The organism is Treponema peruense (assembly GCF_016117655.1).
GTDB classification, from domain to species: Bacteria; Spirochaetota; Spirochaetia; order Treponematales; family Treponemataceae; genus Treponema_D; species Treponema_D peruense.
In genome coordinates this window covers 2,232,856-2,252,714 of record NZ_CP064936.1, presented here as the reverse complement: position 1 = coordinate 2,252,714, position 19,859 = coordinate 2,232,856, and the positions used below count along the sequence as shown (strand labels likewise).

At 42.9% G+C, this 19,859-nt stretch carries 17 protein-coding genes, 1 tRNA gene and 3 rRNA genes; 14 read left to right on the top strand and 7 right to left on the bottom strand.

Annotated features, from left to right (window positions below; all coding sequences use genetic code 11):
- Nucleotides 1-63 precede the first annotated feature (63 nt).
- From IWA51_RS10345 to IWA51_RS10335, 3 genes are all read left to right on the top strand, one after another.
- Nucleotides 64-1,269, top strand: a complete 1,206-nt coding sequence (locus IWA51_RS10345; protein ID WP_198442354.1) for a substrate-binding domain-containing protein — start codon at nt 64-66, stop codon at nt 1,267-1,269.
- A 102-nt stretch (nt 1,270-1,371) separates the two neighbouring features.
- Complete coding sequence (locus tag IWA51_RS10340) at nt 1,372-2,868, top strand: sugar ABC transporter ATP-binding protein (RefSeq protein WP_198442353.1); 1,497 nt, start codon at nt 1,372-1,374, stop codon at nt 2,866-2,868.
- A 14-nt stretch (nt 2,869-2,882) separates the two neighbouring features.
- On the top strand, nt 2,883-4,559 hold the full coding sequence (locus IWA51_RS10335; RefSeq protein WP_198442352.1) for an ABC transporter permease subunit: 1,677 nt from the start codon (nt 2,883-2,885) through the stop codon (nt 4,557-4,559).
- Nucleotides 4,560-4,708: 149 nt separating this feature from the next.
- Here the strand turns inward: IWA51_RS10335 and IWA51_RS10330 are convergent, their stop codons facing one another.
- Complete coding sequence (locus IWA51_RS10330) at nt 4,709-5,011, bottom strand: glycoside hydrolase family 16 protein (RefSeq protein ID WP_198442351.1); 303 nt, start codon at nt 5,009-5,011, stop codon at nt 4,709-4,711.
- Nucleotides 4,983-6,002, bottom strand: coding sequence for a glycoside hydrolase family 5 protein (locus tag IWA51_RS10325; protein WP_198442350.1), 1,020 nt, complete (start codon nt 6,000-6,002; stop codon nt 4,983-4,985). Before IWA51_RS10325 ends, IWA51_RS10330 begins: the two co-directional genes overlap by 29 nt.
- A gap of 141 nt (nt 6,003-6,143) precedes the next feature.
- Between IWA51_RS10325 and IWA51_RS10320 the strand changes: the two genes are divergently transcribed.
- Both IWA51_RS10320 and IWA51_RS10315 read left to right on the top strand, forming a co-directional pair.
- A complete protein-coding gene (locus IWA51_RS10320) occupies nt 6,144-6,722 on the top strand; it encodes an AraC family transcriptional regulator (protein WP_198442349.1) in 579 nt (192 codons plus the stop codon).
- On the top strand, nt 6,706-6,870 hold the full coding sequence (locus IWA51_RS10315) for a helix-turn-helix domain-containing protein (protein WP_198442348.1): 165 nt from the start codon (nt 6,706-6,708) through the stop codon (nt 6,868-6,870). The genes IWA51_RS10320 and IWA51_RS10315 overlap by 17 nt, the downstream gene beginning before the upstream one ends.
- A 2-nt stretch (nt 6,871-6,872) precedes the next feature.
- Here the strand turns inward: IWA51_RS10315 and IWA51_RS10310 are convergent, their stop codons facing one another.
- A complete protein-coding gene (locus IWA51_RS10310; RefSeq protein ID WP_198442347.1) occupies nt 6,873-7,238 on the bottom strand; it encodes an ArsR/SmtB family transcription factor in 366 nt (121 codons plus the stop codon).
- 124 nt (nt 7,239-7,362) lie between these two features.
- Here IWA51_RS10310 and IWA51_RS10305 point away from each other — a divergent pair, with 124 nt between their 5' ends.
- Complete coding sequence (locus tag IWA51_RS10305; RefSeq protein ID WP_198442346.1) at nt 7,363-9,270, top strand: heavy metal translocating P-type ATPase; 1,908 nt, start codon at nt 7,363-7,365, stop codon at nt 9,268-9,270.
- A gap of 368 nt (nt 9,271-9,638) precedes the next feature.
- On the opposite strand, the gene IWA51_RS10300 is transcribed toward IWA51_RS10305, so the two are convergent.
- The 4 genes from IWA51_RS10300 to IWA51_RS10285 form a co-directional block, all read right to left on the bottom strand.
- A complete protein-coding gene (locus tag IWA51_RS10300) occupies nt 9,639-10,214 on the bottom strand; it encodes a uridine kinase family protein (RefSeq protein WP_198442345.1) in 576 nt (191 codons plus the stop codon).
- A 6-nt stretch (nt 10,215-10,220) separates the two neighbouring features.
- The gene (locus IWA51_RS10295; protein WP_198442344.1) at nt 10,221-10,787 is read right to left on the bottom strand and encodes an ECF transporter S component; all 567 of its coding nucleotides are present in this window, start codon (nt 10,785-10,787) and stop codon (nt 10,221-10,223) included.
- 434 nt (nt 10,788-11,221) lie between these two features.
- The gene (locus IWA51_RS10290) at nt 11,222-11,461 is read right to left on the bottom strand and encodes a diguanylate cyclase domain-containing protein (RefSeq protein WP_230402752.1); all 240 of its coding nucleotides are present in this window, start codon (nt 11,459-11,461) and stop codon (nt 11,222-11,224) included.
- Nucleotides 11,431-11,688 (bottom strand): hypothetical protein, encoded by a 258-nt coding sequence (locus tag IWA51_RS10285; protein WP_198442343.1) that lies wholly within the window; start codon nt 11,686-11,688, stop codon nt 11,431-11,433. Before IWA51_RS10285 ends, IWA51_RS10290 begins: the two co-directional genes overlap by 31 nt.
- Before the next feature lie 351 nt (nt 11,689-12,039).
- Between IWA51_RS10285 and IWA51_RS10280 the strand changes: the two genes are divergently transcribed.
- The 8 genes from IWA51_RS10280 (at nt 12,040) to mazG (ending at nt 19,772) form a co-directional block, all read left to right on the top strand.
- A 16S ribosomal RNA gene (locus tag IWA51_RS10280) occupies nt 12,040-13,583 on the top strand.
- 80 nt (nt 13,584-13,663) lie between these two features.
- Nucleotides 13,664-13,737 (top strand) — tRNA-Ala (locus tag IWA51_RS10275).
- 83 nt (nt 13,738-13,820) lie between these two features.
- Nucleotides 13,821-16,763, top strand: a 23S ribosomal RNA gene (locus IWA51_RS10270).
- Nucleotides 16,764-16,882: 119 nt separating this feature from the next.
- Nucleotides 16,883-16,991: ribosomal RNA gene (gene rrf / locus IWA51_RS10265) — 5S ribosomal RNA — on the top strand.
- Together the 16S, 23S and 5S rRNA genes with 1 tRNA gene alongside form the textbook arrangement of a ribosomal RNA operon.
- 22 nt (nt 16,992-17,013) lie before the next feature.
- Nucleotides 17,014-17,655 carry an HAD family hydrolase gene (locus IWA51_RS10260; protein ID WP_177528275.1) on the top strand — a complete coding sequence of 214 codons (642 nt, stop codon included), beginning with the start codon at nt 17,014-17,016 and terminating at the stop codon, nt 17,653-17,655.
- 94 nt (nt 17,656-17,749) lie between these two features.
- Nucleotides 17,750-18,358, top strand: a complete 609-nt coding sequence (locus IWA51_RS10255) for an HAD family hydrolase (protein WP_198442342.1) — start codon at nt 17,750-17,752, stop codon at nt 18,356-18,358.
- 12 nt (nt 18,359-18,370) lie between these two features.
- On the top strand, nt 18,371-19,036 hold the full coding sequence (gene pth, locus IWA51_RS10250; RefSeq protein ID WP_177528273.1) for an aminoacyl-tRNA hydrolase: 666 nt from the start codon (nt 18,371-18,373) through the stop codon (nt 19,034-19,036).
- Nucleotides 19,026-19,772, top strand: a complete 747-nt coding sequence (gene mazG / locus IWA51_RS10245; RefSeq protein ID WP_198442341.1) for a nucleoside triphosphate pyrophosphohydrolase — start codon at nt 19,026-19,028, stop codon at nt 19,770-19,772. The genes pth and mazG overlap by 11 nt, the downstream gene beginning before the upstream one ends.
- Nucleotides 19,773-19,859: the final 87 nt, after the last annotated feature.

Here is a 19,859-nt window from a genome sequence, read left to right as displayed (position 1 = left end):
ATACTATATAAGAAATATTTCTAGTGGCAGATTTTTTCAACATTAATTTCAGAAGGAGCAAAAATGAAAAAGACACTTTTAGTATTACCGGCACTTGCACTGGCAACTCTCGCATTTATTGGTTGTTCAAAAAACACAACCGGTAAAATAGTACAAAACAAGGATAAACCTTTTGTATTCTTTAACAGGCAGCCTTCGGATCCAACAACCGGTAAAATCGATATGGATTCAATGAACTGGAATGACAAAACTTATTATGTAGGTTTTGATGCTGCCGGTGGTGGAGCCGTTCAAGGAAAACTTATTACAGATTATCTTGCAAATGCAGATCCTTCTGTAATTGACCGCAATGGAGATGGAATTATAGGTTATGTACTTTGCATTGGTGACGTTGGACATAACGACTCAAAAGCCCGTACACAGGGAATTCGTGAAGCTCTTGGAACATGGAACGGTTCAACTGATCCAACTGTAAACAAGGAAGGTTCTGTAACTGTAGGCGGAAAGAAATTCAAAGTTGTTGAACTTGAAGGAAAAGCCATGACTGGTACCGACGGTTCAACATGGAATGCAAATGCTGCTACAGAAGCTATGGGTAACTGGGCAACAAAGTTTGCAGACAAAATCGATATGGTTGTTTCAAACAACGACGGTATGGCTATGGGATGTCTTCAGGCTTCTAACTATCCGGCAGGAGTTCCTATTTTTGGATATGATGCAAATGCTGATGCAGTTGATGCAATTGGAAAAGGACAGCTTACAGGTACAGTTTCCCAGAACGTAGATGCACAGGCTACTGCAACACTTCAGATTCTTAGAAATCTTATGGATGGACTTACAGGTGCTGATGTTTACAAGAAGGGAATTTCTGAGCCCGACCAGTACGGAAATAAAATTTCTGCCTTTGTTGAATACAAGGCTGATACAAAAGCATTGCTTGCTTCCAACACTGGCGTTAACAAAGATAACTGGAAGGAATATGCAGCGGGTAGCCGTGATAAGGGAATTAAACAGACAACTGCAGAAAAAAAGAAGGTAATTCTTACAATATACAACTCAGCAGATAACTTCCTTTCATCTTCTTATCTTCCGGCTCTTAACTACTATGCTCCATTACTTGGAATTACATTGAATGTAGTACAGGGAGACGGACAGAACGAATCTTCTTGTCTTGATAAGTTTACAAATCTCAACAACTACGATGCCTATGCCATTAACATGGTTAAGACAAACTCTGGTGCTGACTATTTGGACAAACTTAAATACTAGTATAACTGAAAGCCGGTTTTAATAAGACCGGTCTATTAAAAATGGCGTCCGTTTGTTTTTGGAATGGGCGCCTTTTTTTTAATTTATTTTTGAGGTTACTACATGGAAGAAGATTATATGCTGCAGATCAGAAACCTCTCCAAGTCATTTGCAAAAAACAAGGTTCTGGACGGAATAAACCTTTCTGTAAAAAAAGGTTCTGTTCTTGGCCTTATGGGCGAAAACGGTGCCGGAAAGTCTACAATGATGAAGTGCCTTTTTGGAATTTATGCAAAAGATGAAGGTCAAATTTCTCTCTGCGGAAAACTTATTGATTTTAACAGTCCTAAAGAGGCACTCGAAAGCGGAGTAGCAATGGTTCACCAGGAATTAAACCAGTGCCTTGACCGTTCTGTTCTTGACAACCTTTATTTAGGACGTTATCCAAAAAGATTTGGTGTAATTGACGAAGCCAAAATGCTTAAAGATAGCATTAAGCTTTTTGCCTCTCTGAAAATGAATGTCAATCCGCAGCAGATTATGCGAAAGATGTCTGTAAGCCAGAGACAGATGGTAGAAATAGCAAAAGCCGTTTCTTACAATGCCAAGATTATTGTTCTTGACGAACCGACATCTTCATTGACAGAAAATGAAGTAAAAAAACTTTTTTCAATTGTAGACGAGTTAAGAAAAACAGGTGTTTCTTTTGTTTACATTTCCCACAAAATGGATGAAGTGTTTCAGATATGCGATGAAGTTTCAGTTTTGCGTGACGGCAAAATGATTATGACAAAGCCTATTAAAGAAACCAACATGAATGAGTTGATTGCGGCAATGGTCGGTCGTTCACTTGAAAAACGTTTTCCGGATGTAGACAATGAACCCGGTGATTACATTTTTGAAGTTAAAAACTTGAGTACAAAATATGAACCTGTCCTTGAAGATATTTCGTTCAAGGTAAAGAAAGGTGAAATTTTTGGACTTTACGGTCTTGTAGGAGCCGGACGTTCAGAGTTGCTAGAAGCAATGTTTGGAATAAGAACAGTTGCTTCTGGAGAAATGATTTACAGCGGAAAAAAACTTCATTTTAATTCCAGCCGTGAAGCCATGGACAATTCCTTTGCGCTTGTTACCGAAGAACGTAAATTAAACGGAATGTTTGCCAAGGCCGACATTGAGTTTAATACAGTAATTACAAATCTTGAATCATACAAGTCCAAGGGAATTCTTTCCAACCAGAAAATGTATGAAGCTGCAATCCGCGAAGTAAAACTTATGCACACAAAATGTGTTTCTCCCAACGAACTTATAAGTTCGCTTTCGGGCGGAAACCAGCAGAAAGTAATTATAGGTAAATGGATTGAACGCCAGCCTGAAATATTTTTACTTGATGAACCGACCCGTGGAATTGACGTGGGTGCCAAGTATGAAATTTATCAGCTTATAATCAATATGGCAAAGCAGGGAAAAACTATAATTGTAGTTTCAAGCGAAATGCCGGAAATCTTGGGAATTACAAACCGCATTGCAGTTATGTCAAATCATAAACTTGCAGGTATTGTAGATACAAAAGAAACTAATCAGGAAGAGCTTCTCCGCCTTTCTGCAAAATATCTGTAACGAGGAGGATTTACATGGAAAATATTTTGGAAAATGATGCCAAACTAAAAGAATATAGCGAAAAACTTGATGCGCTCAGAAAAGACGGTGTCAATAAAATTACGGAACTTCGCCAGGATATAGCGGCTGCTAAACGCAATAAACTTTTGGATAAGACCCAGCGCGAAGAACGTATAGCTTCTGATATGAAGGTTCTGGAAGATGCGCGGATTGTTGCTGAAAAAAACAAAGAAGAAATTGCGGCTCTTACCAAAGAAAGTGTTGCCTATACAAATTCTATCGCAGTTAAATATATTGAAGACGTAAAAGCAGAGCAAAAAGAAGTTATTGTAAAGGCAAAAGATGAATACTCAGAGAATATTCAAAAGATAAAAAGCAGTTTTGCCACAAAAAAAGCAGAAATTGTAAAAAGCTATGAAGGCAAAATTGATGATGTTTCAAAAGCCAACAAAAAGAGGGATATTAACAACTGCGCTTACGAATTGAAGTCTGCTCTGTTTGACGAGAAGAGCCACCGCAATAATAAAATTCAATTTGCAAAGATGGCAATTAATCAGGCTTATGTAGACCGCGTTCAGAAAAACCGTGCATTCAGAAACGGCACCCCTTATATTGCAGAAGATATAGGTCTTTCCTGGCAGAACTACAAGAATTCCTTTAAGGCATCAAAATTCTTCCTTGATAACGGGTTGTATATTACAATCATAATTTTCTTTATTGTTTGTATTATTATTGCACCACTTACAGGAAACGGCGCCCTGTTTAGTCTGCCCAATATCTTTACAATTCTTGAACAGTCTTCAACCCGTATGTTCTATGCTTTGGGAGTTGCCGGATTAATATTGATTGCCGGAACCGACTTGAGTGTAGGACGAATGGTTGCGCTTGGGTCTGTAGTCACTGGATTGATTTTGCATCCCGGAAAAAATATTGTCACTATGTTTAAAATGGGACCATGGGATTTTACTGCAATGAGTACCGGCGGACGTCTTGCATTTGCATTGTTTCTTTCTATATTGCTATGCGTAATCTTTAGTGCCTTTGCCGGTGTCTTTACTGCAAAGTTAAAAATCCATCCGTTTATTTCTACACTGGCCACACAGCTTATTATTTACGGTTTGCTTTTCTTTGGAACTTCGGGAACTCCTGTAGGTTCAATTGATGGTAAAATCAAGGACATGATTGGAGGTCGTTGGGTAATGGGTGTAATAAACGGTGAATTGGTTACATTCCCGAAACTAATTATTCCTGCGATAATTGCAATCTTTGTAGCGTGGTTTATCTGGAACAAAACAACCTTTGGAAAGAATATGTATGCCGTTGGTGGAAATTCAGAAGCGGCTGCAGTAAGCGGAATTTCGGTATTCTGGACAACGATGGGTATCTTTATTATGGCCGGAATTTTCTATGGCTGCGGTGCCTTTTTGGAAGCATTCAAAGCAAATGCCTCTGCCGGAACAGGACAGGGGTATGAGCTTGATGCAATTGCTGCTTGTGTTGTAGGAGGAATTTCCTTTAACGGAGGTATAGGAAAAATTTCGGGAGCTGTAATTGGTGTAATAATTTTTACATCACTTACATACTGTCTTACATTCCTTCGTATTGATACAAATCTTCAGTTTGTATTTAAAGGACTTATTCTGATTGCAGCCGTAGCATTGGATTCTATCAAGTACCTTAAGCGCAAGTAGTCTTTTGGTTTAAAAAATTAACGGGCAGTCCTGATTTTTTTAGGCTGCCCGCTTTTTTTATTTAACAACTTCGAGACTTACATTGTCTATATCTACGTTGTGTGGTTTTGAAATCCTTTTTCCGCAAACAGCACCAAGCGAAATACTCATCATAGCCGACGGATTTCCTGATTCCATAGAAAATTCATATTTGTATTTTTTGTTAATTTTCCCGGTTCCCATTCGCAGGAAAACAGATGAAACTCATCGGAAAATGCATTGTCACCAAGAAGAATACTTCCCTGGCTTTCTGCGTGCGGACTTCCGTAGTGAACTGTTCCAAATGCTTTGCTTGTGTCGCTGCCTACGACTTCCATAATGTAAATTTCTTCGCAGCATGGCCATTGTCCGTAAAAACTTTCATCTTCTGTTGTATTTGTAAGTTCATTTACGCCACAATTCAAGAAGTTCATTTCTTATTGAATCATAGTGATTGCCGTAAATTCCAAAATCTTTTTCTTTGTAAGTCCATACTGAATATCCGATCATATTTTTTTTGAAAACATAATCAACATCCTTAAACCATCTGAGTGTGTCTTCTACAGGTGCACGGTCAATTACACCGAACTCACCGCAGTAAAGTTTTACATCCGCTTTTCGTGCAGCATCGATTGCGGCTGTAATCATTTCTTCGATGAAGGAGATTCCCATTTTTGCAGAAGCACATTTTACGACAGCTTCACCCTGATATCCTATCGGAATACTTTTTTCACGGTAAGACTCCATTGTTCCCGGATAAGTTATGTCTTCGCAATCTTTTATGGCCGGAACCCAGTATGCTTTCTGATGGGTAAACAGCAGCGGTTCATAAAAATGGAATGTCCAGATAATGTTTTTGTCTGCCGGCTGTTCAAGGAATTTTAATGTGTTAGCGCTGTTCCATTGAATTCCACCGTAGATAATAATTGTATCAGGGGCATTTTTCCTTATAACCGCAACTGTTTTTTTTATGAGAGAATTCCATGAATCTGTATTTTCTTTTTCTACAACTTCATTAAGTATTTCAAAAGCTACGTTTGTAAATTTGGAAAATGTTTTTGAAATTTCATTCCACAAATTCAAGAAACGCTGCTGAAGGTTTTCGTTTCCAAAAAGATTGTTTTTACACGAATCTCCCGCATTGTTAAAATCATAACCAAACACTTTGTGTAAATCGATGATAATATCAAGACCGTAAGTTGCACACCATGTGATTATTTTTTCAACAAGTTCAAAACCATCTTTTTTGTAAATTCCGTCTTCAGTTTCAAAAACTTCGTAGTCAACAGGAAGCCTCACATGGTCAAAGCCGTCCAATTTAATGCGCATTATATCTTCCTGTAATACAAAAGAATTATAATGTTCCAGCTTGTGATTGCACTGTGACAGAAAGCCGCCCAAATTGATTCCGTGTTTAAGATTCATTTTCTTCCCCATAAACTTTAACTGACTAAATAAATATTTCTCAAGTCTGCAGCCTTGATTCTGAATTAATTTTCACACATAAAAAGTGCAAAATATATCTTTTGTATGCTAAAAATATCTTTTATGTGCTATAATAATTGTATGGATGACAAGAAAAAACTCTTTTACAGGGAATTTGTAAACCGTGAGAATGATTTTGTGCGTGCACCTCTTGTTCCCGAAACGGAATTCTTTTCGGCAATAAAAACCGGCAATGTAAAAAAAGTGAAAGAATTGTGCCGTGAACCCCTTGATGAAAAAAACGGACTTGGTGTTCTGTCTACTAATCCCCTCAGAAATTTAAAATATCATTTTGTAATTACGGCTGCAATGATAGCCCGTTCCTGCATTGAAGGCGGAATGGAATTTTCCAGAGCGTACAGTATGAGTGATGTTTATATTATGGAAGCAGACATAATGACTGATGTTAAAGAAATCTCTTCTCTTCATAAAAAAATGTGTCTTGAATATACTTCAGAAATGAAGCGCATATCGCAGAAAAGAATTTATTCAAAATATGTAAATGCCTGTTTGAATTTTATTTACGAAAATCTGCATGATAAAATTACGGCAAAAAAACTTGCAGAAGTATCCGGGCTGAGCGAAAGTTATATTCTCAGGTTATTTCATAAAGAAACGGGAAAAACAGTACAGGAATATGTTCTTGAAAAAAAAAATTGAAACTTCAAAAAATATGCTTCGTTATACAAAATGTTCACTTTCAGATATAGCACTTACTCTCGGGTTTCCCAGCCAGAGCTACTGGACGCAGGTATTCAGAAAACTCGAAGGAACAACGCCGGCAAAATATAGAAAATTCAATTTATAAATTTATTCCGGGCACGAAATGGACATTAATTTTTCTACACTTTTATGAAGCAGTCTGCATAATTCTGTATCCGGAACTTTATAGTAAACTTCTTTTCCGCCGCGCCGGCTTACAATAAGTCCTGCCGACTTCAAGAGCTTTAAGTGATGACTTACTGCAGGGCTTGTCATTTCCAGAAGTGAAGCGATGTTTAGAACACATTCTTCGCAGTGGCATAATGTCCAGAAAATGCGCAGGCGACTCGAGTCATCAAGCAGTTTGAATGTATCTGCAAGTGAATTGAAATCCTGTTTTTTTGCCAGCATTTTTCTGAGATGTGTTTCAATATTTTTTTCCCCGTGATTATGCGGAAGTGAATTATCGCTCATAAATTTAAATTAACACTTTTTTTTAAATAATTCAACCGTTGCTTGACTGTTTAATTGATACGCGTTATAGTTGATATAAACGATTAAACAAACGTTTAATCAAAAAAAATAAAGCGGGGTAAACATGACAGACGAACACAAATCAACTCTTACAAAAATTATAGTTTCATTTGCAATGCTTGTTGTACTTAATATCATTCCTGTTTTTTTAGGACAGGTCGCAGAAAGTACAGCCTGGAAAATAACAAGTGCAGTACTTTATCTTGTCTGCTATCTGATTATCGGATTTGATATTTTAAAGGAAGCTGTCGAAGGAATAATGCATGGTGAGGTTTTTGACGAAAACTTTTTGATGGCGGTTGCAACAATTGGTGCTATCGCGCTTGCAGTTTATTCCAAAAGTACAGATTTCAACGAAGCCGTTGCGGTAATGCTTTTTTATCAGGTTGGTGAATTTTTCCAAAGTTATGCAGTAGGAAAAAGCCGCCGCAACATAACCGAACTTATGGACATACGCCCCGACTATGCAAACATCGAGCGCGACGGTAAATTAGAGCGTGTTTCTCCGGAGTCAGTAAAATGCGGAACTACAATCATTGTACAGAGCGGCGAAAAAATTCCACTCGACGGAATTATTGTAGAAGGAAACTCAACTCTCAACACTAGTGCTCTTACAGGTGAAAGTGTTCCGCGCGAAGCAAAAGCAGGGGATGAAGTAACAAGCGGCTGCATAAATCTTACAGGCGTTCTTAAAATCAAAACGACAAAAGAATTCGGTGAGTCAACTGTTTCAAAAATCCTTAAGCTTGTAGAAGAATCAGGTGAAAGAAAAGCCAAATCAGAAAACTTCATTACAAAATTCGCTGCGGTTTATACTCCTGCAGTTTGTATCGCGGCCTTTGCACTTGGTGTCCTTCCGCCGATGATTCAAATTATTTTGGGAAACAGTCCCAGCTGGTCCGTCTGGATTTACCGCGCGCTTACCTTCCTTGTAATAAGCTGTCCCTGTGCTCTGGTCATAAGTATTCCGCTTTCTTTTTTTGCAGGAATCGGTGGTGCAAGCCGTGAAGGAATTTTAATCAAAGGTTCAAATTATCTCGAAACACTCAGCAAAGTCAGAACCGTTGTTTTTGACAAAACAGGAACCCTTACCAAAGGAGTTTTTGAAGTAACAGGAATTCACCACAATGAAATTGAAAATGAAAAAATAATTGAATACGCAGCCCTTGCCGAATGTGCCTCAAGTCATCCGATAAGCAAAAGTCTTCTTCTTGCCCACGGAAAAGAAATTGACCGCAGCCGTGTAACAGACATTCAGGAACTTGCCGGGCTCGGGCTTACAGCAAATGTGGACGGTATAAAAGTTGCTGTAGGAAACTCAAAGCTCATGAATAAACTGGGACTTTCCTATGCCGAATGCCACAGTGCCGGAACAATTGTTCACGTTGCCCTTGACAACAAATATGCAGGACACATTGTGATAAGCGATGTTGTTAAAAACGAAAGTGAACGTGCAGTTTCTCTGCTTAAAAAATACGGCGTCAAAAAAACAGTCATGCTCACCGGAGACTCTGATAAGGTTGCACAGAAAGTGGGAGCGCAGTTAAAAATAGATGAGATTCATTCCGAACTTCTTCCTTCAGACAAAGTAGGCTGGGTAGAAAAACTTCTTGAACAGAACAGTGCAAAAGAAAAACTTGCCTTTGTAGGAGACGGAATAAATGACGCGCCTGTTTTGGGAAGAGCCGATATTGGTATAGCAATGGGAGCGTTGGGAAGCGATGCTGCAATAGAAGCCGCCGATGTTGTCCTTATGGATGACAATCCGGTTAAGATTGCCCGCGGAATAAAAATAAGCCGCAAATGTCTTGGTATAGTTTACCAGAATATTGCGTTTGCCCTTGTAGTAAAGTTTTCATGCCTTGCGCTCGGAGCGTCCGGCTTTGCAAATATGTGGCTTGCAATTTTTGCAGATGTCGGTGTAACAGTAATTTCTGTTCTTAATGCAATGCGTGCGTTAAGAACAAAATAATTTCAAAAAAGTTTAACGGTTTTCCGATTGCCGCCTGAACAGTCTGTCAAACAGCTTTCTGTTTTTGGCGGCATCATTTTGTATTTTTTCAGAATATTTCATTATATCAGCCGTTTCTCCCGCGACAAGAAGTGTCATTTCTGCTTCAAAAACGGTGTCCGGTGCTACTGCCGTTGTTTTTTTTCATTTATTGCATCCCTTATATAAGCATTGTGAATCATGCCTTTGTATTTTTCTACAACCTCGCGGTCCCTGTTCAAAATAATAATTTCTGCACCGGCTTAAAGCATTGCGTCGGTAGCTCTGCATCCGAAAGTTCCAAGTCAATAACGCAATTGCAGCTATAATATTCTCTGTTTTCTGTAAAATTAATTTTGCAAAACTAAATCTGCATTTTCTTTTATGCGGAATGCTTCAAAATATTCTTCTTCAAGCGGAATCCATTTTGAAAAAAACATTTGTGCTTTATCTGCATTTCTGAGCAGAATCCTGTTTTTCTGTTCATCTTTATCAATGTCAGCAAAAACACATAAGTCATAAAATTTCCGCAGTTCCGGACGGCAGGAATATACACCTTCAACAACAGAAATCTGCGCAGGTGTACAAAAAATTTCTTTTCCAAAACATGATGCAAAACACTCATACGGTTTGTAAGAAAAACTTTCACCGCGTGAAAGTGGAAGAAGAACTTCTTTTAGAAATCTTTCGTGGTCAACATTTTGTCCCGGAGAAGCAAAGCGTTCTGCCGTTCTCATCTGCGGCAAAAGAAAAAAATCATCCATGTGAAAAACTGTCGCGCCGAATTCTTTTTTCATAACAGAAGCAAGTGTGCTTTTACCTGCGGCACATCTTCCGTCCAGCGCGATAATGCACGGACGCTTTTTTATCAAAGATAAAATTTTTTCTGCGTCATTTAAAATTTTGTTTTCCTGCGCAACAGTCATTTTCGTTTAGTTCTGTTTTTCTGAAAGAGAATCTACCCAATAAACAAACGGCGGAATAAAAGCAAGCTGCAGTACAATTCCGGGAAGACATTTCGGTACTGCCATCCATATTCCTAAAACAGAAACGCTTTCATTCTTAAAAAGAAAAACTGCAACAATTGCTGCAACCATGTAAAGTACGCGTCCTGCAATCATGGAAACTAAAACTTTAACTGCAGCCGGAATTTTTACACATCTCAAAAAACCTGCCGCAAGTCCGTAACCAAAAAGTTCCGCTGTCATAAAAGGAAGCATTGCCGCAACAGGCATTCCCGAGATTAAATAAGAAACAAGCGGTGCAAAAAGTCCTGTCGCTGCTCCTGCAAAAGGACCTGCAAGAAGACCCGTTACAATAACAGGAATGTGCATCGGGCTGAACACTATTCCGGCTGCTGTTCCACTGCCTGAAATTTTTCCAATCAGGTGAAAAATCTGTGGAAGAATAACGCATGCCGCAACAGATCCCAGCACGGCAAGTGACTGTACCTTAATCGATAATTTTTTTTTCTGTACAAAATAATTTGAATAATTCAATTTAATTCTCCTGTATTCTTCCATTATAATGAATTTGAATAAAAATCTCTACAATAAAAATCTGTCAGTAAAAAAATCACAAAAACAGATTGTAACTTATTAAATACGAAGAAGGTTAAAAGCGCAATGAAAGTAAAAAAAATAATTCTTGCGGTCGTGTTTTTCCTTTTTACAGGTTTACAGAAATTTCATTTCCGCAGGAATTTTCCAAAACAGCACTCGATCTCATAGATTCGTCTTTGGATAAAGAAAATAAAAAATAGTAAAAAGAATATTCCAGAATTCAATTCAGTCAGACAGATTACTCTGGTTTTTATGATAGCTCTCTTTTTCTATATACATTTTTTTTGTCTACAGTCTGGATCAGTTCGTCAATGGTTAGATTCTTGTTTTTTGCATGGGAAGCAAAACCGCAGGCAATGCTCAGTTCATATTTAAATTCCCTGTTTTCTGCCACAATTTTTTTTGAAATTATCCAGAATAAGATTTATTTTTCTGCTGTCAACATAAATCAGTGCAATAAATTCATCCCCTCCGTAACGGTAGACTTTTCCGTATTTGCCGAATGAATAATCAATGCAAATTCCTGCCAGCCGCAAAAGTTTATCGACGGCACTATGACCGTAAGTGTTATTTATTTTTTTCAAACCGTTCGAATCAAAAGAAAAAACGATAAGATCTTCACACAGTTTTTCGCGCAGTTCATTTGTATCTGTTTCAAAAGCGTGTCTGGTCCCGTAAGCTCATCCGAAATGGAATTTCTGATAATATTTTTCATCTGTCTGTCAGCACAATTACTTGAGTCAAGGTATGGTTTAAGGAACGGTTTCATTCCCAGACGGTTTGCAATTTCTATGGCAACTTCAATGTCCGAACCTGCATAACTTCCGGCAGATTTCAATTTTAAGGAACATTTTCTTTCATTATATAAGCTATTATTCAGTTTTTAAGGTATAAAATTCTCATTTTTAAAGGCGGAAAAGCAAATTGAAAAATTTCAAAAAATTTTTAAAAAAAAGAAGAATTTAGTGTTGACACAAACAGTGCTGAATGGTAATATCTCATTCACCTGCAGCAAACAACGCTGCAACGATGTTTGAGATGACAAGGGAAGGAAACAAAGACAGAATGAGCAGGAAAAACTGTTCAGGAAGGTGACGCAAGGAAAAAGAAAAACCAATTCCATGTCAGTATGAGATGGAGCCGGTTCGTAACAAAATGAGAAATCCCAGGCCTTCGGGCCGAGGAATAAATCATGGAGAGTTCGATCCTGGCTCAGAACGAACGCTGGCGGCGCGTCTTAAGCATGCAAGTCGAGCGGGAACAGATAGCTTGCTATCTGCGAGAGCGGCGGACTGGTGAGTAACACGTGGGTGACGCACCCTTCGGACGGGGATAGCCTGTAGAAATACAGGATAATACCGGATACGAATCCACAGGTTAGAGATGTGGATGGAAAGCCCCTACGGGGGCGCCGGAGGAGCGGCCCGCGGCCCATCAGCTGGTAGGTGAGGTAAAGGCCCACCTAGGCAATGACGGGTATCCGGCCTCAGAGGGTGGACGGACACATTGGGACTGAGATACGGCCCAGACTCCTACGGGAGGCAGCAGCTAAGAATATTCCGCAATGGGGGAAACCCTGACGGAGCGACGCCGCGTGGACGATGAAGGCCGGAAGGTTGTAAAGTCCTTTTGCGGGTGAGGAATAAGGACCGGAGGGAATGCCGGTACGGTGACTGTAACCTGCGAATAAGCAACGGCTAATTACGTGCCAGCAGCCGCGGTAACACGTAAGTTGCGAGCGTTGTTCGGAATCATTGGGCGTAAAGGGCATGTAGGCGGTTACGCAAGCCTGGTGTGAAAGCCCGAGGCTCAACCTCGGGATGCGCCGGGAACTGTGCAACTAGAGTAGCTGAGGGGCAGCCGGAATTCCAGGTGTAGGGGTGAAATCTGTAGATATCTGGAAGAACACCGATGGCGAAGGCAGGCTGCCAGCAGATTACTGACGCTGATGTGCGAAGGTGCGGGGAGCGAACAGGATTAGATACCCTGGTAGTCCGCACAGTAAACGATGCACACTGGGTGTCCGCCCATGAGGGTGGGTGCCGAAGCAAACGCGATAAGTGTGCCGCCTGGGGAGTATGCCCGCAAGGGTGAAACTCAAAGGAATTGACGGGGGCCCGCACAAGCGGTGGAGCATGTGGTTTAATTCGATGGTACGCGAGGAACCTTACCTGGGTTTGACATGCACGGTGATACCGGGGAGATCCGGGGGTCCAGCAATGGAACCGTGCACAGGTGCTGCATGGCTGTCGTCAGCTCGTGCCGTGAGGTGTTGGGTTAAGTCCCGCAACGAGCGCAACCCCTACCGTCGGTTACCAGCAAGTAAAGTTGGGGACTCCGGCGGAACTGCCGGCGACAAGCCGGAGGAAGGTGGGGACGACGTCAAGTCATCATGGCCCTTATGCCCAGGGCTACACACGTGCTACAATGGCCGGTACAGAGCGAAGCGAGACCGCGAGGTGGAGCGAAGCGCAGAAAACCGGCCGTAGTCCGGATTGGAGTCTGAAACCCGACTCCATGAAGTTGGAATCGCTAGTAATCGCGCATCAGCACGGCGCGGTGAATACGTTCCCGGGCCTTGTACACACCGCCCGTCACACCATCCGAGTCGGGGATACCCGAAGTCGGCAGGCTAACCGGAAACGGGGGCCGCTGCCGAAGGTATGCCCGGCGAGGGGGGTGAAGTCGTAACAAGGTAGCCGTACCGGAAGGTGCGGCTGGATCACCTCCTTTCTGAGAGAAAGGTAAAGGCACCGGTGTACGGTGCAGTCCTTGAACACGGGTCTTTGTTTCCGGAACCGTCCTCACGTCGTGGGGATTTAGCTCAGTTGGCTAGAGCATCGGCTTTGCAAGCCGAGGGTCAGGGGTTCAAGTCCCCTAATCTCCATAGAGTTAGTTCTTTGAAATACAGAGGGAAGGAAACGAAATGAAGGCGCATCGATTGAAAGATAGATGCGGAAGGGTCAATATGGCCAAGCGAAAATAGGTCCATGGCGGATGCCTATGGAGCTGCGGGGCGAAGAAGGTCGCGGCAAGCTGCGAAAAGCCGGGGGAAGGAGCACACATCCAGTGATCCCCGGATAACCGAATGGGGTAACCCGGCGGAAGAGATTCCGTCACCGCGCAACTGAATAAAATAGGTTGGCGGAGCCAGACCGGATGAAGTGAACCATCTAAGTAATCCGGGAAAAGAAATCAAAAGAGATTCCGTAAGTAGCGGCGAGCGAAAGCGGAAGAGCCCAAACCGCGATAAGCGGTGTTGTAGGGCCGCACGGGGATGACCCGCGGAGAAAGCAAAGGGATGCGTAGCGGAAGGAACCGGAGAGTTCTGCCGAAGAGCGTGACAGCCGCGTACGCGAAACGCGATCCCACTCCGTGGTGCGGTACCTGAGTAGGGCGGGGCACGAGAAACCCTGTCTGAATCCGGGTCGACCACGATCCAAGGCTAAATACTGCGCAGCTACCGATAGTGAAGAAGTACCGTGAGGGAAAGGCGAAAAGAACCCCGGTGAGGGGAGTGAAATAGAACCTGAAACCATGGACCGGCAAGATGTCACGGGAATAGCTGCCTGTGGCGTGTCTTTTGTAGAATAAGCCTGCGAGTCACGGTGTGCGGCGAGGCCAAGGGATAGAAGTCCCGGAGCCGGAGCGAAGGCGAGTCCGAAGAGGGCGAAAAGTCACACGTCGTGGACCCGAAGCCAATGTGATCTTACTATGGGCAGGTTGAAGCAGGGGTGAAACCCTGTGGAGGACCGAACGGTAATCTGTTAAAAAAGGTAGCGATGACCTGTGGTAAGGAGTGAAAGGCTAAACAAACATGGAGATAGCTGGCTCTCCCCGAAATGCCTTTAGGGACAGCCTCGTGGAAAGTTTGTGGAGGTAGAGCACTGGACGGCCGAGGGGGAGTCAAATCCTACCGAATCCGATCAAACTGCGAATGCCACAAACCAGCCCACGGGAGTGAGACTGCGTGCGACAAGGTTCGTAGTCGAGAGGGAAACAGCCCGGACCGCCGGCTAACGGTCCCCAAATCATGCTGAGTGTGAAATGAAGTGCGGATGCACAGACAGCCAGGAGGTTGGCTTAGAAGCAGCCATTCCTTGAAAGAGTGCGTAACAGCTCACTGGTCGAGCACCCGTGCGCAGACAATGTAGCGGGGCTAAGCATGATACCGAAGCCGCGGATTCATACCGTAAGGTATGACTGGTAGGGGAGCATTCCGCCAACCCAGGAAGGCATGCCCGTGAGGGGTGCTGGAGGAAGCGGAAGAGAGAATGCAGGCATAAGTAACGCAAAGACGGGTGAGATCCCCGTCCGCCGAAAACCTAAGGTTTCCGGGGTAAAGGCAATCTGCCCCGGGTAAGTCGGCCCCTAAGGCGAGGAGGAAACTCGTAGCCGATGGGAAGGCGGTGAATATTCCGTCACTTCAATCAGTTTCGAAGGCAGGACGCATGAGGCGAAGTCCGGCGGGAGAACGGTAGTTCCCGTCGAGGCGGCAAGGTGAAGAGGCATACAGGCAAATCCGTATGCTGAGCTGAGCTGAGAGCGATTCCCTTTACGGAGGGACGAAGCGGACAGAGTCAAGGTGCCGGGAAATACTGTCTAAGGTCAGGCTGATTGGAACCGTACCGGAAACCGACACAGGTAGGAAGGATGAGTAATCTAAGGCGCACGAGCGACCTCGCGTTAAGGAACTCGGCAAAATGCACACGTAACTTCGGAAGAAGTGTGGCTCCCGGTCGAAAGGTTTGGGAGCGGCAGAAAGCAGGCCCAGGCGACTGTTTATCAAAAACACAGCCATCTGCGAACCAGCAATGGGACGTATAGGTGGTGACACCTGCCCGGTGCCGGAAGGTTAAGGGGAGCGCTCAGGAGCAATCCGAAGGTGCGAACCGAAGCCCCGGTAAACGGCGGCCGTAACTATAACGGTCCTAAGGTAGCGAAATTCCTTGTCGGGTAAGTTCCGACCCGCATGAATGGTGTAACGATTCTGGGCACTGTCTCAACGCGAGACTCGGTGAAATTTATGTTCCGGTAAAGAAGCCGGATACCCGCAATCAGACGGAAAGACCCCGTGAACCTTCACCGCAACTTAGCATTGGGATTCTATTCGTCATGTGTAGGATAGCTGGGAGGCAGAGAGGCGTGGCCGTCAGGTTGCGCGGAGCCGCCGGTGAAATACCAGCCCTGACGGATGGGATTTCTAACGCTTTCCCTGAAGCGGGAGAGCGGACAGTGCTAGGCGGGCGGTTTGACTGGGGCGGTCGCCTCCCAAAGTTTAACGGAGGTGCGCGAAGGTCCCCTCACCCTGGTTGGGAATCAGGGCGCGAGTGTAAAGGCACAAGGGGGCTTGACTGCGAGAGAGACATCTCGAGCAGGTGCGAAAGCAGGTCTTAATGATCTGATGGTTCCGAGTGGAAGGGCCATCACTTAACGGACAAAAGGTACTCCGGGGATAACAGGCTGATTTTCCCCAAGAGTTCACATCGACGGGAAAGTTTGGCACCTCGATGTCGGCTCATCGCATCCTGGGGCTGGAGCAGGTCCCAAGGGTTTGGCTGTTCGCCAATTAAAGCGGTACGTGAGCTGGGTTCAGAACGTCGCGAGACAGTTCGGTCCCTATCTGTTGCGGGCGTTGGATGTTTGAGAGGAGCTGCCTTTAGTACGAGAGGACCGAGGTGGACGAACCTCTGGTGTACCGGTTGTTCCGCCAGGAGCAAGTGCCGGGTATCTAAGTTCGGAAGGGATAACCGCTGAAAGCATCTAAGCGGGAAGCCCGCCTCAAGATTAGACATCCCTGGGAGCATGACTCCCCTGTAGACCCCGGGCAGACCACCCGGTTGATAGGCCGCAGGTGCAGGTACGGCGACGTGCACAGCCGAGCGGTACTAATAGGTCGTGAGGCTTGGCCATATTGTTCCTTCAAAAATCATTTTGTTTCTTTCTGCGGACAGTGTTCCGCCAAGACTTTGCAGCCTGGAAGGGTACTTCCCTGAGACAAAGTTTTCAGCCTCTGATGCGGCTCTTATGATGCCGGTGGCCATGGCGGGGAGGAAATACCCGTTCCCATTCCGAACACGGAAGTCAAGCTCCCCTGCGCCGATGATACTGCGAGAGCGGGAAAGTAGGTGGCCGCCGGCTTTTTTTTGTTTAAAGGTGCGATATGTGTAATAAAAAATTTGACGGTTTAATTTTGGACATTGACGGAACAATCTGGAATACTACAGGAATCGTTTCTGTAGCCTGGAACAAAGCTATAGATATTTCCGGGTATAAAGTAAAAAAAGTTAATGCTCAAATTCTTCAGAAAGAATTTGGAAAAACAATGAATGTTATTGCACAGGATTTATGGCCCGAACTTTCTGATTCGGATCGCGATATTCTTCTTTCCCATTGCTGCACAGAAGAGCAGATTGCACTCAGAAATAATGAACTTGATATATGTTACAGCGGTGTAATTGATTCAATCAAGAAAATTTCTTTGGCACTGAATGTTTATATTGTAAGTAATTGTCAGAACGGATATATTGAACTTATGCTTGAAAAAACAGGTCTTTCTGACTATGTGAAAGATTTTGAATGTTACGGAAGAACAGGTAAGGGAAAGGCTGAAAACATTCTGATGCTGGCTGCACGAAATTCTGTAAAAAATCCCGTTTATGTCGGTGATACACAGGGAGACTGTGATGCCTGCCTTCAAATTTCTGTTCCGTTTATCTGGGCTTCATACGGTTTTGGAACTGCAAGTACTTATATAGAAAAAATCAGCAGTTTTCCCGAACTTCAGTCTGTTTTAGGGTTGTAATCAAATTGTACATTCTCACTTTGTTGCGAATGTACTTAAAAAGTCAATGAGTAAATCTGAAGATTTACTCATTGACTTTTTATAGGAGTGTAAAATGCTTTATATATTCGATATGGGCGGAGTTGTTACATCAACCGCTGTAGTAATTCCCAAGATTTGTGAACTATTAGGTTTATCAAAGGAAAAATTCTTTGAATACTGCGGCTGTTCAGATTTGACCGGAGAATTTCATCCACGGGAAATGAATTTGATTTCAATGGTTTCCAACGGATTTATTGATTCCCCAAAATTCTGGGAACTTTTCTCTTTGCACAGCGGAATTTCTGTAAATACAGACTGGTGGAGATGGCTTTTTCATCCTGTTTTGAACAATAAAACTGTTTCTATAGTAAAAAAACTTAAGGAACAGGGAAACCGTGTCGTTTGCGGAACAAATACTATGTCCTGTCATTATTCTACACATCTGGAACGGGGCGATTATGCTTATTTTGACCAGACTTACAGTTCCTGCGCAATGGGTGTTTCAAAGCCCGACCCGCAGTTCTGGAAGCTGATACTTTCTGCAGAAGAAACCGAACCTGAAGCTTCTGTTTTTATTGATGACCGTAAAGAAAATTGTGAAGCAGCTTCTTCTTTGGGGATTAAGGCAATTCAATTTACAACTGCAGAAGATTTGGCAGAAAAACTGAATATTAGTTTGTAAAAGGAAAATTTTATGATTCAACTTGTGGCGTTTCTTGGAAATTTTGGCAAAGAATATTCTGATACCCGTCATAATGCGGCCTGGCTTTTTGAGTCGTCGCTTGCTTTTTCTGACAAAATTGACTGGCAGAAGAAGTTTAAGTCTGATTTTGCGGCCGTGGATTTTTCTACTGCTGCCCTCTGGCTTAAAAATTGCGGTTTGATTAAAGAAAGAAAAGACGGTTCCCTTCCTGTTCCTGATAACGCTCCTTCAAAATTGTATTTTATGAAACCGCTCACTTATATGAATTTAAGCGGTGATGCAATCGGTGAGGCTGCACGTTTTTATAAAATTCCCGCTCAGGATATTCTTGTTGTCCATGATGAGATTGAACTTCCTATAGGAACAGTGAGCCTTAAGTTTGGCGGCGGGCTTGGAGGCCACAACGGTTTGCGTTCTGCAAAGGCTGTACTCGGAACAGCTGATTTTTTCAGACTCAGATTCGGTGTCGGAAAACCTGCTGACGGTAATATTGCAGACTATGTTCTGGGGTCTTTTACTCCGGACGAAAAAATAATTCTTTCACAGATTTTTGTTCAGGCTGCCAATTTGTTTGCAAAGGTTCTTACCTGTAAAGATGCAAATACCCTGATTCCCGAGTGGGGAAAAAGAAAACTGCTTGCTTCAAATGGAAAATAATTCAGAAAGGGTAGCGGCTCTTGACCGCTTGTGTGAACTTGTCGAAACTCTGCGTTCCCCTAAAGGATGCCCGTGGGATAAAAAACAGACGCCACAGTCAATGCGCGGACCTCTTGTTGAAGAAACTTTTGAAGCAGTGGATGCTGTTACTGAAAATAATCCTTCACATGCAAAAGAAGAACTTGGCGATCTTTTATTCAATCTGATTCTTACGGCTTACATTTATGAACAGCGGGGTGACTTTTCAATTTCGCAAATGGCTGATGATGTACGCACAAAACTTATCGGCAGGCACCCGCACGTGTTTGGCGGCGAAAAAAAAGACTGGGATTTGATAAAAAGAAACGAAGAAGGCCGTAAGTGTGATTTTGTTCTTGATGAAGTTCCGAAGGGGTTTCCGCCTGTACTTAAAGCATACAAATATCTTTCCAAAGCTGCAAAAAACGGATTTGAATGGCCCGATGTTAACTGTTCATTCAATAAAGTTCAGGAAGAATTTGAGGAAGTTAAAGAAGCCGTGGGGTTGGACAGTAAACATCTTGAAGAAGAAGTCGGTGATTTGCTTTTGTCAGTTGTGAATATGTGCCGGATGCTTTCTGTAAACCCAGATGTGGCTCTGGAACGTGCAGTTTCTAAATTTTACAGACGCTATAAGTTTGTCTGCGACGGAATGAAAGAAGATTCGGGCAAATCTATGACAGACCTTTGGGATGAAGCAAAACAAAATGGGCTTTAATATTCGTAAAATCAGAAATTTTGGATTTATGGACAAATTCATATTTTTTTAGTATTATTTAAGATATAATGCGGACAACCGCTTTTG

Bases quoted from the DNA above. Each gene is read 5' to 3' on its own strand.
- IWA51_RS10300 (WP_198442345.1), bottom strand. From the start codon at position 10,214: ATGACTGTTGCGCAGGAAAACAAAATTTTAAATGACGCAGAAAAAATT.
- IWA51_RS10320 (WP_198442349.1), top strand. From the start codon at position 6,144: ATGGATGACAAGAAAAAACTCTTTTACAGGGAATTTGTAAACCGTGAG.
- IWA51_RS10325 (WP_198442350.1), bottom strand. From the start codon at position 6,002: ATGAATCTTAAACACGGAATCAATTTGGGCGGCTTTCTGTCACAGTGC.
- IWA51_RS10335 (WP_198442352.1), top strand. From the start codon at position 2,883: ATGGAAAATATTTTGGAAAATGATGCCAAACTAAAAGAATATAGCGAA.
- IWA51_RS10310 (WP_198442347.1), bottom strand. From the start codon at position 7,238: ATGAGCGATAATTCACTTCCGCATAATCACGGGGAAAAAAATATTGAA.
- mazG (WP_198442341.1), top strand. From the start codon at position 19,026: ATGGAAAATAATTCAGAAAGGGTAGCGGCTCTTGACCGCTTGTGTGAA.
- IWA51_RS10330 (WP_198442351.1), bottom strand. From the start codon at position 5,011: ATGAACTTCTTGAATTGTGGCGTAAATGAACTTACAAATACAACAGAA.
- IWA51_RS10340 (WP_198442353.1), top strand. From the start codon at position 1,372: ATGGAAGAAGATTATATGCTGCAGATCAGAAACCTCTCCAAGTCATTT.
- pth (WP_177528273.1), top strand. From the start codon at position 18,371: ATGATTCAACTTGTGGCGTTTCTTGGAAATTTTGGCAAAGAATATTCT.
- IWA51_RS10260 (WP_177528275.1), top strand. From the start codon at position 17,014: ATGTGTAATAAAAAATTTGACGGTTTAATTTTGGACATTGACGGAACA.
- IWA51_RS10305 (WP_198442346.1), top strand. From the start codon at position 7,363: ATGACAGACGAACACAAATCAACTCTTACAAAAATTATAGTTTCATTT.
- IWA51_RS10255 (WP_198442342.1), top strand. From the start codon at position 17,750: ATGCTTTATATATTCGATATGGGCGGAGTTGTTACATCAACCGCTGTA.
- IWA51_RS10345 (WP_198442354.1), top strand. From the start codon at position 64: ATGAAAAAGACACTTTTAGTATTACCGGCACTTGCACTGGCAACTCTC.